At 58.3% G+C, this 14594-nt stretch carries 13 protein-coding genes and 1 tRNA gene; 7 read left to right on the forward strand and 7 right to left on the reverse strand.

The window, feature by feature from the left end:
- Position 1 precedes the first annotated feature (1 nt).
- The 3 genes from TX24_RS01005 to TX24_RS01015 form a co-directional block, all read right to left on the reverse strand.
- On the reverse strand, positions 2-697 hold the full coding sequence (locus TX24_RS01005) for an ABC transporter permease (protein ID WP_003187757.1): 696 nt from the start codon (positions 695-697) through the stop codon (positions 2-4).
- A gap of 74 nt (positions 698-771) precedes the next feature.
- Positions 772-1524, reverse strand: coding sequence for an ABC transporter substrate-binding protein (locus tag TX24_RS01010; protein ID WP_005783892.1), 753 nt, complete (start codon positions 1522-1524; stop codon positions 772-774).
- 13 nt (positions 1525-1537) lie between these two features.
- A complete protein-coding gene (locus TX24_RS01015) occupies positions 1538-2311 on the reverse strand; it encodes an ABC transporter ATP-binding protein (protein ID WP_003187760.1) in 774 nt (257 codons plus the stop codon).
- 555 nt (positions 2312-2866) lie between these two features.
- Between TX24_RS01015 and gabP the strand changes: the two genes are divergently transcribed.
- Complete coding sequence (gene gabP, locus TX24_RS01020) at positions 2867-4258, forward strand: GABA permease (RefSeq protein WP_057709556.1); 1392 nt, start codon at positions 2867-2869, stop codon at positions 4256-4258.
- Positions 4259-4394: 136 nt separating this feature from the next.
- Here the strand turns inward: gabP and TX24_RS01025 are convergent, their stop codons facing one another.
- Complete coding sequence (locus TX24_RS01025) at positions 4395-4808, reverse strand: hypothetical protein (protein ID WP_034134684.1); 414 nt, start codon at positions 4806-4808, stop codon at positions 4395-4397.
- A 158-nt stretch (positions 4809-4966) separates the two neighbouring features.
- On the opposite strand from TX24_RS01025, the gene TX24_RS01030 reads away from it, so the two are divergent.
- Positions 4967-5932, forward strand: a complete 966-nt coding sequence (locus TX24_RS01030) for an arsenic resistance protein (RefSeq protein WP_047712363.1) — start codon at positions 4967-4969, stop codon at positions 5930-5932.
- An 87-nt stretch (positions 5933-6019) separates the two neighbouring features.
- Positions 6020-7627: an ArnT family glycosyltransferase gene (locus TX24_RS01035; protein WP_003187765.1), complete on the forward strand. Its 1608-nt coding sequence runs from the start codon at positions 6020-6022 to the stop codon at positions 7625-7627.
- 36 nt (positions 7628-7663) lie between these two features.
- Here TX24_RS01035 and TX24_RS01040 read toward each other — a convergent pair whose 3' ends face one another.
- Together TX24_RS01040 and TX24_RS01045 are read right to left on the reverse strand one after the other, a co-directional pair.
- Positions 7664-8335 (reverse strand): YajG family lipoprotein, encoded by a 672-nt coding sequence (locus TX24_RS01040; protein ID WP_003187766.1) that lies wholly within the window; start codon positions 8333-8335, stop codon positions 7664-7666.
- Positions 8336-8498: 163 nt separating this feature from the next.
- Positions 8499-9437 (reverse strand): LysR family transcriptional regulator, encoded by a 939-nt coding sequence (locus TX24_RS01045; protein WP_057709557.1) that lies wholly within the window; start codon positions 9435-9437, stop codon positions 8499-8501.
- Between the two features lie 101 nt (positions 9438-9538).
- On the opposite strand from TX24_RS01045, the gene TX24_RS01050 reads away from it, so the two are divergent.
- Genes TX24_RS01050 through TX24_RS01065 form a run of 4 tightly spaced genes read left to right on the forward strand, consistent with a single transcriptional unit; the run spans position 9539 to position 14319 of the window.
- Positions 9539-10435 (forward strand): DMT family transporter, encoded by an 897-nt coding sequence (locus tag TX24_RS01050; protein WP_032894039.1) that lies wholly within the window; start codon positions 9539-9541, stop codon positions 10433-10435.
- Positions 10436-10493: 58 nt separating this feature from the next.
- Positions 10494-10877: a cupin domain-containing protein gene (locus TX24_RS01055; RefSeq protein ID WP_003187771.1), complete on the forward strand. Its 384-nt coding sequence runs from the start codon at positions 10494-10496 to the stop codon at positions 10875-10877.
- Positions 10874-12535 (forward strand): acyl CoA:acetate/3-ketoacid CoA transferase, encoded by a 1662-nt coding sequence (locus tag TX24_RS01060; RefSeq protein ID WP_082628728.1) that lies wholly within the window; start codon positions 10874-10876, stop codon positions 12533-12535. Before TX24_RS01055 ends, TX24_RS01060 begins: the two co-directional genes overlap by 4 nt.
- A 56-nt stretch (positions 12536-12591) precedes the next feature.
- Positions 12592-14319, forward strand: a complete 1728-nt coding sequence (locus TX24_RS01065; protein WP_057709558.1) for an FAD/NAD(P)-binding protein — start codon at positions 12592-12594, stop codon at positions 14317-14319.
- Positions 14320-14447: 128 nt separating this feature from the next.
- Here the strand turns inward: TX24_RS01065 and TX24_RS01070 are convergent.
- Positions 14448-14523 (reverse strand) — tRNA-Phe (locus TX24_RS01070).
- Positions 14524-14594 lie beyond the last annotated feature (71 nt).

Raw genomic sequence — 14594 nt, forward strand, 5'->3', positions numbered from 1 at the left:
CTCATTGGGTGCTCCTTGCAAAGCCGCGGGCGGCGCGTTTTTCCAGGAAGTGCATGCTGGTCATCGCCAGTACGGTCAGGCCCAGGTACATGAACGCCGCGACCATGAAGAAAGTGAATGGCTGCTTGGTCACGGTCACGCCGATTTGCGCGTGGCGCATGATTTCTTCAAGGCCGATCACCGACACCAGTGCGGTGTCTTTCATCAGGATCATGAACAGGTTGCCCAGGCCCGGCAGGGCGATACGCCACATCTGCGGCATGATCAGCCGGGTGAAAATCCGCAACTTCGACAGCCCCAGCGCCACACCGGCTTCGCGGTGGCCCTTGGGAATGGCGAGAATCGCGCCGCGAAACACTTCCGTTGCGTAGGCGCCGAAGCACAGGCCCAGGGCGATGACGCCGGCGGCGAAGGCACTCAGCGACAGGTCGGGGTTGCCAAAAAACTCACCCAGGGCGCGCATCAGGTTGACGGTGCCGAAGTAAATCAGCAGCACCCACAGTAATTCGGGAATACCGCGAACGATGGTCGAATACGCACCGCCCAGCCATTGCAGCGGCTTGTATGGCGAAGTCTTGGCCAAGGCGCCGGCAAGGCCGAGCACCAGCCCCAGGCACAGGGCCGTGAGCGCCAGTTTGACGGTCATCAGCGCGCCGGCGGCGAGGGCCGGGCCGAATCCGTAGAGATCGAAATTCATGGTGTTTTCATATCGCGGCAGGCATTGCTAAAAGCCGACGCGCTCACAGGAGCGCGTCGGGCAGGTCGTTCAGATCATTCGATGCTGAACGGGAAGTACTTGTCGTTGATCTTCTTGTAGGTGCCGTCTGCCTTGATCTCTGCCAAGGCTTTGTTCAGGCGCTCGCGCAATGGGTCGCCCTTGCGCACGGCGATACCGATCTTGTCGCTTTCTACAACTGGGTCGCCTTTGAATTCATAGGCCGAACCGTCTTTGCTCTTGAGCCACTCGTACTGCACGTACTTGTCAGCCAGGATGCCGTCTAGGCGACCGGAGGTCAGGTCGAGGTAGGCGTTTTCCTGAGTGTCGTAGAGCTTGGCTTCGGTGTCCGGCAGCTTGTCTTCCAGGTAGGTACCAGCCAGCGTTGCGCGCTGTGCACCGATCACCTTGCCTTTCAGGTAAGCGGCGTCGGTCTTGAAGTCTGCCGTGGCTTTGGGCGCAATGAACTGCAGCTTGTTGGAGTAGTACGGGTCGGTGAAGTCCACTGCCTGCTTGCGCTCGTCGGTGATCGACAGCGAGGACACCAGGAAGTCGAACTTCTTGGCATTCAGGGCCGGGATGATGCCGTCCCAGTCGGACACATACACTTCGCACTTCTCGACTTTCATCTTGGCGCACAGGGCGTCGCCGATGTCCTTGTCGAAGCCGACGACATTGCCGCTGGCGTCTTTATTGTTGAACGGCGGGTAAGCCGCTTCGATCCCCATCTTCAAGGTTTCTGCCATGGCCGTGGCGCTGAACGCCATCGAGACGGCCGCGGCCAGAAGGAATTTCTTATAGGTCTGCATGCATGTTGCTCCGTTAGCGGTTGCTGGACATGAATTGTTTGCAGCGCGCCGAAAGCGGGTTTTCAAATACCTGCTGTGGCGATCCTTGCTCTTCGACCAGGCCTTGGTGCAAAAACACCACTTCGCTGGATACCTGCCGGGCGAAACCCATTTCGTGGGTGACCAGCAGCATCGTGCGGCCTTCTTCGGCCAGTGCGCGGATCACATTAAGTACTTCCTGGACCATTTCCGGGTCAAGCGCAGAAGTCGGCTCGTCGAACAGAATGACTTTAGGCTGCATCGCCAAGGTACGCGCAATCGCCGCGCGTTGTTGTTGGCCGCCAGAGAGTTGCGCGGGGTAGGCGTGACGCTTGTCGGCAATACCGACCTTGGCCAGCAAGGCCTCGGCCACTTCTATTGCTTCAGCCTTGCTTTGGCCGAGTACGCGCCGAGGGGCCTCGATGATGTTGTCGAGGATGCTCATGTGCGGCCACAGGTTAAAGTTTTGAAACACAAAACCGATTTCGCTGCGCAGACGGTTGATCTGCTTGCCGTCGGCGGCCATCAGCTCGCCGTTTTTCGCGGCCTTGAGCTTGAGTTCTTCGCCGGCCACCAGGATCTGGCCCTGGTGCGGGTTTTCCAGCAGGTTGATGCAACGCAGGAAGGTGGACTTGCCGGAACCTGAGGAACCCAGGATCGAGATCACATCGCCGTCGCGAGCGGTCAGCGAGATACCTTTGAGTACCTCAAGCTCACCATAGCGTTTATGCAAGTTGCGGATTTCAAGCGCGGGCGTGGCCTGGGCCATGTGCGGTCCTCATTGTGTTCGTTGCGATCTTCGCTGTTGGGCCGCCTTCCTGGCGAGGCGCCAAGCTAGCATAGCGTTTGGATGACAGCCAACAGCGCTGCGGACGGTTAACCGATGGTCTGCGGCAGGGTGTCGCATCGGCGCAGCAGTGTGTCGCGCCATCAACAACCTACAGACGTTTGACCCGGAAAGATCCACAGGCTTCGCGTAAAAAAGGGCGCGATGGTGCCAGCTTTGGCCGGGTGTTGGAAGGGTTAACCGGGCAAACGGTCCATATCAGCCCGCTTATGGGGCGTCACGTACTTTTTGTGTGTGTTTTTGGTGCGTCGGTACGTCGTGAATGTGGGTCGCACGGTAACGCTATAGCGGAATGCCATTGTTCTCAATGACTTGCGATAGGTTGCGAATTGTCCTACAGCCCCCGTCAACTGTGGCTATGAAATATTTTGGCGCAAATCTTGCGTAAAAAATAAAGAACGCCCTGTTGGATTCTTTTCACGAGAAAGGCTGCAGGCCGGGCGAACCGTTTTCGCAATTCCTCGCAAAGGTGTGTCAATGAGTAGTACGCAAAGCTCCAATGACCTCGAACAGGGGCTCAAACCGCGGCACGTCACCATGCTGTCGATTGCCGGCGTCATCGGCGCCGGTTTGTTTGTCGGCTCCGGCCATGCGATCGCTGCTGCCGGCCCGGCTGTACTGTTGGCCTATGCAGCCGCCGGTACACTGGTGGTCTTGGTGATGCGCATGCTGGCCGAGATGGCCGTTGCGTCACCCGATACCGGTTCGTTCTCTACCTATGCCGACCGGGCAATCGGCCACTGGGCCGGTTTCACCATTGGCTGGCTCTACTGGTGGTTCTGGGTGCTGGTGATTCCGTTGGAGGCCAACGCAGCGGCGACCATCCTGCACGCCTGGTTCCCCGACGTGGCGATTTGGGCGTTTACCCTAATCATTACGTTGTTGCTGACTGCAACCAACCTGTTCAGTGTGAAGAACTACGGTGAGTTCGAGTTCTGGTTTGCGCTGATCAAAGTCGTTGCGATCGTCGGCTTTGTGATCCTCGGCCTGGCCGCGATCTTCGGCTTCTTGCCCACCAGCCAGGTCAGCGGTGTTTCGCACCTGTTCGATACCCAAGGTTTCATGCCCAACGGCATGGGTGCGGTATTGGCAGCGATCCTGACTACCATGTTCTCGTTCATGGGCACCGAGATTGTCACCATCGCCGCAGCCGAGTCGAAGAATCCAGGCCAGCAAATCACCAAGGCCACCAACTCGGTGATCTGGCGGATTGGTTTGTTCTACCTGTTGTCGATCTTCATCGTGGTGTCCCTGGTGCCTTGGAACGATCCGACCCTGGCGGCCGTAGGTTCCTACCAGACCGTGCTGGAACGCATGGGCATTCCGAACGCCAAGCTGATTGTCGACCTGGTGGTGCTGGTTGCCGTGACCAGCTGCCTCAACTCGGCGCTGTACACCGCGTCGCGCATGCTGTTTTCCCTGGGCCGTCGAGGTGACGCACCGGCCGTGGCCAAGCGTACCAACAAGAGCGGCACGCCTTACTGGGCGGTGTTGCTGTCTACCGGTGCTGCGTTCCTGGCGGTATTCGCTAACTACGTCGCCCCGGCGGCGGTGTTCGAATTCCTGCTGGCCAGCTCTGGCGCCATCGCGTTGTTGGTGTACCTGGTGATTGCCGTGTCGCAGCTGCGCATGCGCCAGAAGCGTACGGCGGCGGGCGAGAAGATCGTCTTCAAGATGTGGCTGTTCCCAGGCCTGACGTACGCGGTAATGGTGTTTATCGTCGGTACGTTGACCATCATGCTGTTCCAGGAAGCGCACCGTGTCGAGATCATCGCCACCGGGGTTCTGAGCTTGCTGGTGGTATTGGCGGGGTTGGTGGTGGCGAGCCGTCGCAAGGCCCAAAGAGTGGGGGCTGCGGCGCTTAACTGACGAGATACGGTGAATAGGGCGCCACAAAACAATGTGGGAGCCGGGCTTGCCCGCGATGACGGACTGCCAGTCGATGTATTCGTCGCCTGACACTCCGCCATCGCGGGCAAGCCCGCTCCCACATTTTTATTTTGTGTCAGTCGGGGGCGTTGGCCAGGGCGTGGGACGCCGCCACGTAATCGGCCTGGAACTGCGGCGACTCAATCCACGCCAGCGCGGCGGCCTCATCATCGCTGTCCGTCGCCCACTGCCGATACTCGATCAGCGCCGCCAGGATAAAGTCGGTCGCTTCCTCTTCGCCTTCCTGCTCCAGCACCAACGCCAGCAACGGGTGCGCCAGGAATACCGCACACAGCGCCTGCTGGCTGATCTCGCCGGCGGTACGCATTTGGACGAACAGCTCAGTCAAATCCACCGACTCAAGGTCGATGCGGCTGTCGTCGCCCGCGAAAGCATCTGGCTTGGGCGCCACGGCGCGCTGGGTGCGATTTTGCTTGGCCTTGGCTTTTGCCCGGTGGGCGCGTTTTTGCTGCTTGTTTGGCGAGGCCATGGGCTCGACGTCCTTGGGGTTTGGGTCTAGAGGGTGTATTGAAGCGCAGGTTGGGGCAAATCCCAAGGGTTTCTCGGGCGGCACGGATTGCTGTAATGCTCGACCTTCTCTGCGCGATTACTTAGGCTGACAGTCTATTGACCCACCAGAGCCCGCCCATGACCCGCGACACCCTGGAACACCATCAGGTCCCGATCTACTTCGTTGCCGTCTTTTTGGCCGTCACGTTTGGCCTGCTCTGGCCCTTGTCGGCGCAGGGCCTCAGCCTTTGGGTGACACCTGCCATCGCCGTGCTGATGTATGCGATGTTTTTGCAAATTCCCTTTCTTGAGCTGCGCCAAGCCGTGGGCAATAAGCGTTTCATGGCGGCCTTGCTGTTGGCCAATTTCATCCTGGTGCCCTTGCTGGTGTGGGGGTTGACCCGTGGCCTGGTGGAGCGCCCGGCGTTGCTGGTGGGCGCTCTGCTGGTGTTGCTGACGCCCTGTATCGACTATGTGGTGGTGTTTACCCATATCGGCAAGGGCGATTCGCGGTCGATGCTGGCGGCAACACCGCTGCTGCTGTTGCTGCAACTGCTGTTGTTGCCGGTCTACCTGGGGCTGATGTTGGGCGAGCAATCCAGCGGGGTGGTGGCGGCGGGGCCGTTTGTAGAAGCGTTCGTGGGGCTGATTGTGGTGCCGATGCTTCTGGCGGTTGTGACCAGCGCTTTCGCGCGGCGGTCGAGCGCCATTAGCCTTTGGAACAGCGCCTGGGCCTGGTTGCCGGTGCCAGCGATGGCCTTGGTGTTGTTTGTAGTGCTGGCTTCGCACATCACGGCAGTGGTGCGGGATATCAATGTGTTACTGCCAGTCATTCCGGTCTACGTGGCCTTTGTGTTGCTGGCGCCGCTGATGGGCATTGTGGCTGCGCGGCTGTTCGCATTGCCAGCGTTGACGGCGCGGGCGGTGACCTTCAGTGCGTCGACCCGTAACTCGCTGGTGGTTTTGCCATTGGCGCTGGCCCTGCCGGAGGATGTGCGCGGCTTGGCCGCAACGGTGGTGATCCTGCAAACCCTGATCGAGTTGGTTGCCGAATTGCTCTACGTTCGCCTGATTCCGGCAGTGGTGTGGCCCACCAGTCGGTAACCGCGTGAATGTTCAGATCTGTTCAGGCGCCATTCAGGGGCGCGTTCGGCACCATACGCCAGCGCTTCCCACCTGACAGGTCACCCGATGGATCACCGCAACCGTTTTCGCCTGGAGTCACTGGGTATTTTCCTGGTCGCTCTCTTGTTATTCACAGTGGGCATTTGGGATCAGCAGCCCCAGGGTTTTGACGGGCGTTGGGCGCTGTTCATGCAGGAAATGTATCGCCATGGTGCGAGCCTTTTCCCCACCACCTACGGCCAGCCTTACGCGGATTACCCCGGCACCGCGACTTTCTTCAGTTATTTATTTGCCCGCTTGTTTGACGCGCCGAACCACTTGGCAAACGTGCTGCCCACGGCGCTCGCATCGGCGGGGGTGATTGCGCTGATGTACCGCCTGCTGGCGCCCTACAGCCGTGCCTGGGCGCTGCTGACGGTGTTACTGACTCTGCTCACCGCCCAGTTGCTCGAAAAGTCGCGCTCGGTGTGCCTGGACCAGATGGTCGCGTTGTTATGCGTGGCCAGTTTCTACCTGCTGCACACCGGCGAACACCTTGGGTCACGGCTGCGGCAACTGGCGGTGTTCCCGTTGTTCGTCCTGGGTTTCGCGATACGTGGGCCACTGGGGTTGATTGAGGTCTGCGCGGTGGTGTGTGTGTATTGGGCGCTGGGCAAGCCTGGGGAGCGTGTCCGGCAGGTGCTGATCCACGGCGTTGTCGGCTTGGTGTTACTCGCTGCGTGCTGGTGGCTACTGATGAAGCTTGCGCGGTTCAGTGGCGGCGATGCGTTCGCCGATGAAGTCTTCAAGATGCAAGTCGGCGGGCGTCTGGATGAGTCTGGTGAGCCGTTCTACTTCTATTTCCAACTGAGCTTGTACCGCTACTTTCCGGTGGTGCCGCTGGCATTTGCGACCCTGGTTGCGTTGCGCCATCGCTGGCCCGAACGCTGGGCCAATGAGCACCTGCAATTGCTGGTGCGGTTGGGGGGCTGCGGCTTGATGATTCTGCTCGGCCTGTCGGTACCGCACTTCAAGCGCGCTTATTACATTTTGCCGATGGTGCCGATGTTCGCGGCGGTCGCAGCCTTTGGGCTGCTGCATGCGCAAGGCTGGCTGGTGCGCGTGCGCCGTGGCTACGAGTGGCTGGTCGCGGCGCTGCCAGCGTTATGCGTGGTGGTGTTGTTTGTGTGCCGACACGCCTGGCACAAGCAGGGCTACTGGCCGCAGATTTCCTTGCCGTTGATGATCGGCGCGTTGGTGGTGCTGCAAATCGCGGCGTTGATTGCCTGGCGGCGAGCATGGCGGTTGGTGTGGCTCAGTCTGATCGCGCTGGTGGCGCAATGGCTGTTGCTGGTGACGGTGATAGAGCCGGCCAAGGACCTGCAATTCGATACGCGGCGGTTTGTCAGCCAGGTGGAGGCACTGCGTGAGGCGCAGCCGGGCCCTTTGGTGTTTGTCGACCTGGCGCGGGATACCTGGGCAGTGCGCTACATGATGAACCTGGATCACGATGAACAGCCGCTGTTTGTCGGGCGTCGCGAGCTTGAGAAGCTGGCGGTGCTGCCCCGGCCTTCCTGGGTGATTGTGTCGCGCAAGGAGACTGCGCTGTTGAAGGGGTCGCCGGTGGAGCACCTGGCACCGAGCTATCAAGGGCGCTTGAATGACAACCCGTTGATGGTGTTTTTGCTCAAGTAAGGAGGCCCTTGAGCCAAGGGCCTGCCGAGCAGCTGATTACTTGCAACGGAAGCTTTCAGGCATCGTGACCGTGTAATTGCGCTGCACACGGTCCTGGAAATTCAGGTTCTGCAAACCCTGCTGTACCAGAAAGGCTTCTACCTTGGCGGCTTGGCAGTCGTCGTTATAGGACGACGCCCGTAGCAGGTAGACCGCACGCCTGCTCGCTTCATCGCGAGCGGTGACCCGGAAGGTGGTGAGCGTGGTGTAGCCGGTGCGCTCCGAGGTCCCTACCGGGCCGTAGGAAGTGTTTGGGGTGCTGGTGCAGGTCAGTTGGTCGGTCTTTTTCTTGTTCTTCTTGCATTGGGTGGTGGTGCTGTTTGCCACTTGCCCGTATTCGGTGGCGGTGTAGCGATACGTCACCTGCTTGCTGTCGACATCCAGGGTGACGGTCATTTTGATCGGTGCATGGTTCTTGGGCAGTGTGGTGTCGGTATAGACGTTGCGAAAGCCCTGGTCCTGCATGGCGCGAACCATGTCGCGCAGGTAGTAGCGGGCATTGAGCGAGTTTTCATCACTGCCGCCAGTGGAGGTCACCAGCACGGTTGCCTGGCGGTCAAAGTGGTAGTCGGGATCAGGCGTTGCGTTGATTGCTACGTCCAACTGCGTGGCACACCCACTGAGCAGGGCGGTCAGTATTAATAGGGTGCAAAGCAAGAAGCGGGTCATGAAAAAACCTTACAACTGAGAATTGGGTAAAGGCTGAACGATTGAACCCAGAGAAAAATAACCAGCACGGAGGATAAAAGCCTGATGGCTTTCCTCTGCCAATCGCAGGCACTAAGCCACTAAGGATACAGGGCAGCGGTCTTGGTCGTCATGGCAGCCGTGGTTATTCCGCCTTCTGTGGGGCTGGCAACCATCCACCACCGTCTTCGAATTTCTCGATCAGGAAGTCCACAAAGACCCGCAACTTGGGCACGGCAAACTTGCTCGGCAAGAAAATCGCATGAATGCTGTCGCCGAAAGTGCCCTCTGCAATGTACTTGGGCAAAATCACGCTGAGGCTGCCCTTGCGCAGATCCTCGGCGATGGAGAACGTGGGCAGCAAGCCTATGCCCACACCTTCCATCACGGCCTGCCTCACAGATTCACTGCTGTTAACGCAGAAACGCCCTGATACGCGTACTTCGGTCACTTCGCCGTCGCGAATAAAACGCCAGGATGCTTCGCGCGCCAGACCGTTGATCAAGCAATTATGTGCGGCCAAATCACCGAGCGTGGCGATGGGGGAGTGGCTGCTTAAGTAACCGGGTGTTGCACATAACACGTAGTCGAGTTTGGCTAAGCGTCGCGCTATAAAACTGTCAACGGGCGTACTGGTCAGACGTATCGCAATATCGAACCCTTCTTCGACAATATCCACATAGCGGTCGCTCAAAGAGAGCGTGACGCTGATATCGGGGTAGGCGTTGAGGAATTGCCCAACCAGGTTGCTCAAGTGGAGATTGCCAAAGGCAACCGATGTGGTGACCCGCAAGTGGCCTCGGGGCGCCGATTGCAAGCTTTCGACTGAGTTGAGTAATGCGCCGGTTTCCTCGGTAATCCGAACACCGTGCTGATAGGCAAGTTCTCCCGCTTCTGTGAGCGCAAGGCTTCGCGTGGTGCGGTTTAACAACTTGGCCCCGAGCGTTTCCTCAAGCCTGCGCATTTGTTTGCTGACGGTCGAGGTGGTCGAACCGAAGAAACGGGCCGCTTTGGAGAAACTTTTCAGTTCGACAACTTTAACGAAAACAAAGACATCCGAAATATTATCTGAGAAAGATTCCATTGTTTCTCCAGAGGACACAGGCTTGTTCTTTTTGGCCGTATTGTGCGCAGCGGGTGGGTTAAATACTTTGAATTCTCTAGCGGTTAAACCTTGGAGGATTCATGAAAGCCCTGACCAGAAGTTTCAATATTGCCCTGCCCGCCACTCTACTGCCTTTGCTCTTCATCGTCATGTGGAGTTCCGGTTATGTCGTGGGCAAAGTGGCACTCCCCTTTGTGGGGCCCTACACCCTGATCTTCATTCGCTTTGCCAGTGCGGCGCTGATCCTGCTGGGCGTGGCGCTTGCGACTAAAGCACCGTGGCCGAAATCCCGCGCTCAGTTCGGCCATCTGGTGGTGGTGGGTATCCTGATCCAGGCGCTTCAGTTTGCTGGCCTGTACATGGGGCTGGATCTGGGCGTGTCGGCTGCTGTGGCCGCGCTGATTGTCGGCACGATGCCGGTGTTTACCGCGTTGGGCGCCACCCGGTTTCTTAACGAAAAAGTCAGTCGTGTTGAGTGGCTCGGCTTGGTGGGCGGATTGTTCGGTGTGGCCCTGGTGGTCTATGAACAGCTCGGTGTAAGTGCAACAGCGAGCCTGACAGGTTACTTGTGCGTAGTGCTGGCACTGGTTGGCATCACGGCCGGCAGCCTGTATCAGAAGAAATACTGCACCGGCATGGACTTGCGCACCGGCGGTTTTATTCAGTTGGCCACGGCCTCTTTCGTGATGTTCTTTCTCGCCGACCACTTTGAAAACCTCGCGGTTCAGTGGACCCCAACGATGATCTTCGCGTCCGGCTGGTTGTCACTGGTCAACTCTATTGGCGCTATCAGCATCCTCTACATTCTCATGCGCAAAGGTGAGGCGAGCAAAGTAGCAGGCCTGTTCCATCTTATTCCCGCAGTCACAGCCTTAATGGGCTTTGTATTCCTCGGTGAATCGTTCAGTGCAATTAACGCAGTGGGTTTTGCGATTACCGCACTGGCTGTTTATGCGTGCACCCATGTCAAGAAGTGAACTCAACGTTTAACCCCCCCTATCTAACGCCTCTTTATCCAGCGAACAAGGAAGTATCATGCATACCGGACAAATCCTTAAAGATGTACTCAACGCAGTACGCAGCAAAGAAGCCTTGCCGTGGGTGCCTTATACCGCCAATGGCCGAACCAAGACCGACATCGTGCATTTGTACCAAGGCCCGGAAGTGGATGGCCCATCAGCGGCCCTGGTACGTTATCAGCCGGGTGCCCGTACCCAACGCCACCTTCATCCTGGCTACGAACTGATTTTCGTGCTCGATGGCGTGCTGCATAACGATGCCGGTGCACACCCAGCCGGCACGCTTGAAGTCTGCCCGCCTGACAGTGAGCATGCGCTGTGGAGCGATGAGGGCTGCACCTTCCTGGTGGTGTGGGAAAAGCCCGTGCAGACCGTTTCCCTGGCGCAGGTGCAGCCATGATGGGCGCCCTCAATAGCGGCTTCGGCGTCCAGGCTGCCCCGGGGGCGCCGCTCGCAGCGGCCTCGTTCGGCAGTGATTACGTGATGGAGCCAAAGCGCGTCATCACCGCCAGCCAGGCGGCCGCCCTGGTACCCGATAATTGCACGATCACCACTGGGGGGTTTGGCAGTTGCGGGCACCCTGACCTGCTCACCGAAGCACTGGCGGCGCGCTTTGCCGCTACCGCACAGCCATCTGACCTGACCCTGGTTTTTGCGGCCGGGCAGGGTGACAAGGCCAGCCGTGGGCTTAATCAACTGGCTGTCAAAGGCCTGCTGAAAAAGGTGATCGGAGGCTACTGGGCGCTTGCACCGTCGATAGGCCAGATGGCACTGCGTGGTGAAATCCAAGCGCACAACTGGCCTCAGGGCGTGATAAGCCACCTGTTCCGCGCAATCGCCGGGGGCAAAAGTGGAGTGCTCTCAGGGATTGGCTTGCACACCTTTATCGACCCCAGGCAGGAGGGGGGCAAAGTCGGCCCGGCTACGACTGAAGAGCTGATCTCAGTGGTAAACGTTGGGGGGCGTGAAGAACTTTTCTATCCGTCGATGCCCATCAATGTCGCCTTTTTGCGCGGAAGTCGGGCGGATGTCGACGGCAATATCAGCATGGAGGACGAAGCCAACTTTCAGGACAGCCTCGCCCAGGCGCAGGCCGTTCACAATTGCGGCGGTATCGTCATCGTGCAAGTGATGGAATTGGTCGACCGTAACTCGCTCGATCCTCAGGCGATCCGTATTCCGGGGATCTTTGTTGATTATCTAGTTTTATCCACACCAGACACACATTGGCAAACCTACGGTGAGGTCAGAAACAACACCTATACCGGGCGGTCGCGCTCCGATACCGCAGTCACGCCGTTACCCCTGTGTGCCAAAAAAATCGTCGCGCGCCGAGCCTTGTATGAAATAGCCCGGTACAACGCGCCGATCGTTAACCTGGGCATTGGCACTCCAGAGTTCATTGCAAGGGTGGCGAGCGAGGAGCGCTGCTCCGCCCATGTGCTTACTGTCGAGTCAGGGGTTATCGGTGGCACGCCTGCTCGCGGGCTGTCATTCGGCGCTTCGAGCAACCCTCAAGCGATTCTCGATCAAGCCAGCCAGTTCGACTTCTATGACGGTGGCGGAATCGATCTGGCCTTCCTCGGGTTTGGTCAGGCCGACAGCCGTGGCAATGTCAACATCAGTCGATTCGGCGGGCGGCTCAACGGTGTCGGTGGTTTTATCAACATTTCGCAAAGCGCCAAGCGCGTGGTGTTTTGCGGAACCTTCACGGCCGGTGGTTTGGAACTGGGGTTTGAAGCCGGGCAATTAATCATTGAGCGTGAAGGGGATATCACCAAGTTTATTCAAGCCGTTGAGCACATGAGCTTCAATGCCGCCCATGCGCAATCACGCAACTGCCCGATTCTGTTCATCACTGAACGGGCTGTGCTCGTATTGAAGGACGGCCGCTTGATACTCAAGGAAGTTGCGCCGGGTATCGACATCGAGCGCGATATTCTCGCTCGCAGTACGGCCGATATCATCGTGGCTGACCACGTGGAGTTGATGCCTGCGTCGATTTTTCTCCATCGGCCGCTCTCTGTCACAGACAAGTACTGGCGTTCGCGTGACTAACTCATCATTTCATTGATGGCTCTTCATTCTTCGCACTACGCGTTTTGGAAAACACCATGAAAAAAATAACAATTGCCATAGTGGGCGGTGGTTCTGTCGGCGTCGCATATTTTACGCAACTCATTGATGAAGCTGTTCGTCAGGGGCTGAGTCATCATTTGGATGTGCTGATCTTTGAGTCACAGAAAACACCTGGGCCGGGTTATGCGTACCAGGCAGACTTCGAGTGCAACTTGCTCAACACGCGAGCCGACGCCATGTCTGCGGTGGCAGGCGACAAGCGGCATTTTATTCGCTGGCTGGAACAGCATGGCGCAGATCAGGCGGTAGATTTTCCACAAACAGTCATCGACGATCACGCCTTCCTGCCGCGCAGCCTGTTCGGCAGATACCTGGCACATCAGTATGAGCAGACGATGGCCGTGGCCCGCGCCCATGGCATTAAGGTCACCGCAGTGACCTCAACCGTCACAGACTTGATCTCACTGTCTGACCAGCGCCCTTGCATTGATACCGAGAGCGGCGTGGCCTACGTGGCGGATCGGGTTGTCCTCAGCATGGGAAACCTGCCATCGACGCGGTTTACTCAGCTCAATGATGTGGCTGGCTTCGTGCGCACCCCCTACCCAACCCGGGACATGGTGCGCAACATACCGGCCAACGCGTCGGTGTGTGTGCTAGGGACCGGACTGTCGGCCATTGACACTGTGCTCTCACTGACGGAAGCCGGGCACCAGGGAAAAATTGTCATGGCATCGCGCACCGGCCGTCTGCCCAGCGTGCGCGGTACCTTTAATCGGCCTCATACATTGACTCATCTGACCCGGGCCCACATCGATAACTTCTGTGATGCAAATGGTGGTCAGCTCAAGCTGCATGACGTCTTTACGATGTTGCTGCGTGAGATCGAGGAGGTTACCGGTGACACCTTGGACTTGAAGCGCATCTTGAATTCGGGCGCCGGTGTGTTGGACTACATAACGTCTGAGATCATGCAGGCAGACAATGCCGAGCGCCTGTGGCAGTCGGTCATTTACTCGACCAACTCCATTATCGACTACGTCTGGCACCGTCTGTCCCGCGACGACAAGCAGGTATTCCAGACGACATTCGGCAGTCTCTGGTCTTCTTACCGCGTCTCGGTGCCGGTCAAAAACGCCCACAAGTTGCAGGCGTTGCTGAAGGCTGACCGCATACTGGTGCTCGGCGGCGTCAGCCAGGTCACTTACAACGAGGCTTCAAAGGTCTTTGAGACGCGCATTGACGACCGTCGCAGTGCATTTCGTACCGTCATCGAAAGTGAATATGTCATTAACGCCACCGGGTACTCCGTTCAGGTGGAACACTCTGACGTGCCGCTCGTGGTGAATTTGCTCCGTCGCAAGCTGGCCAAGCCCAATGAGTTCGGCGGCTTTGAGCTGGACTTCGAGACAGGAAGGTTGGTGGGTGCAGCCGGTGAGGCCTGGCCGCATGTCTCGGTACTTGGCAGCCTGGCCACCGGCACGTACTTCTGGACGAATGCGATGGACGTCAATGTCAGGTTGGCCCGGCGTCAGGTTGAAGATGCGCTCAGCGTATTGTCAGGCAGCATCTCTCACACGGCGTTGCCTTCGGCGCGAGTACCTCGTCGTCGCTCTGTCACTCGAAGAGGTCGCACGGCCTCCGCTTCGGCGAGCACCAGGCAGAGTAGACGCTACGGCCTGAAGGCTGCTCAGGGGAACGCAAGCGTGCTTGGGGTACCCGTGCGAGGGGAACTGGCGTCGCCGACGACTCAGCTGGTCTGAGGGCGCTTTGAGCTTGGCCATTTAAATCAGGCCCGCGCAGATCGTTTCGGCTTCGGGACCTGAAGCCGGTTGAATCGCAGGCAATAAAAAACCCCAAGGAATTGCTTCCTTGGGGTTTTTCGGTATTTTGGTGCCCAGAGACGGAATCGAACCGCCGACACGGGGATTTTCAATCCCCTGCTCTACCGACTGAGCTATCTGGGCAACGGGGCGCATTAAACGGGTTTTTCAGGGGGTCGTCAAGCAAGTTTTCAAAAAATATTTAATTATTACCG

Source organism: Pseudomonas lactis, assembly GCF_001439845.1.
Taxonomy (GTDB): domain Bacteria; phylum Pseudomonadota; class Gammaproteobacteria; order Pseudomonadales; family Pseudomonadaceae; genus Aquipseudomonas; species Aquipseudomonas lactis.

What these genes read in the sequence shown, in the direction of transcription:
- TX24_RS01030 (WP_047712363.1), top strand. Translation starts at nt 4,967, where the DNA reads ATGACCCGCGACACCCTGGAACACCATCAGGTCCCGATCTACTTCGTT.
- TX24_RS01010 (WP_005783892.1), bottom strand. Translation starts at nt 1,524, where the DNA reads ATGCAGACCTATAAGAAATTCCTTCTGGCCGCGGCCGTCTCGATGGCG.
- TX24_RS01060 (WP_082628728.1), top strand. Translation starts at nt 10,874, where the DNA reads ATGATGGGCGCCCTCAATAGCGGCTTCGGCGTCCAGGCTGCCCCGGGG.
- TX24_RS01040 (WP_003187766.1), bottom strand. Translation starts at nt 8,335, where the DNA reads ATGACCCGCTTCTTGCTTTGCACCCTATTAATACTGACCGCCCTGCTC.
- TX24_RS01045 (WP_057709557.1), bottom strand. Translation starts at nt 9,437, where the DNA reads ATGGAATCTTTCTCAGATAATATTTCGGATGTCTTTGTTTTCGTTAAA.
- TX24_RS01005 (WP_003187757.1), bottom strand. Translation starts at nt 697, where the DNA reads ATGAATTTCGATCTCTACGGATTCGGCCCGGCCCTCGCCGCCGGCGCG.
- TX24_RS01025 (WP_034134684.1), bottom strand. Translation starts at nt 4,808, where the DNA reads ATGGCCTCGCCAAACAAGCAGCAAAAACGCGCCCACCGGGCAAAAGCC.
- TX24_RS01015 (WP_003187760.1), bottom strand. Translation starts at nt 2,311, where the DNA reads ATGGCCCAGGCCACGCCCGCGCTTGAAATCCGCAACTTGCATAAACGC.
- TX24_RS01050 (WP_032894039.1), top strand. Translation starts at nt 9,539, where the DNA reads ATGAAAGCCCTGACCAGAAGTTTCAATATTGCCCTGCCCGCCACTCTA.
- TX24_RS01065 (WP_057709558.1), top strand. Translation starts at nt 12,592, where the DNA reads ATGAAAAAAATAACAATTGCCATAGTGGGCGGTGGTTCTGTCGGCGTC.
- TX24_RS01055 (WP_003187771.1), top strand. Translation starts at nt 10,494, where the DNA reads ATGCATACCGGACAAATCCTTAAAGATGTACTCAACGCAGTACGCAGC.
- gabP (WP_057709556.1), top strand. Translation starts at nt 2,867, where the DNA reads ATGAGTAGTACGCAAAGCTCCAATGACCTCGAACAGGGGCTCAAACCG.
- TX24_RS01035 (WP_003187765.1), top strand. Translation starts at nt 6,020, where the DNA reads ATGGATCACCGCAACCGTTTTCGCCTGGAGTCACTGGGTATTTTCCTG.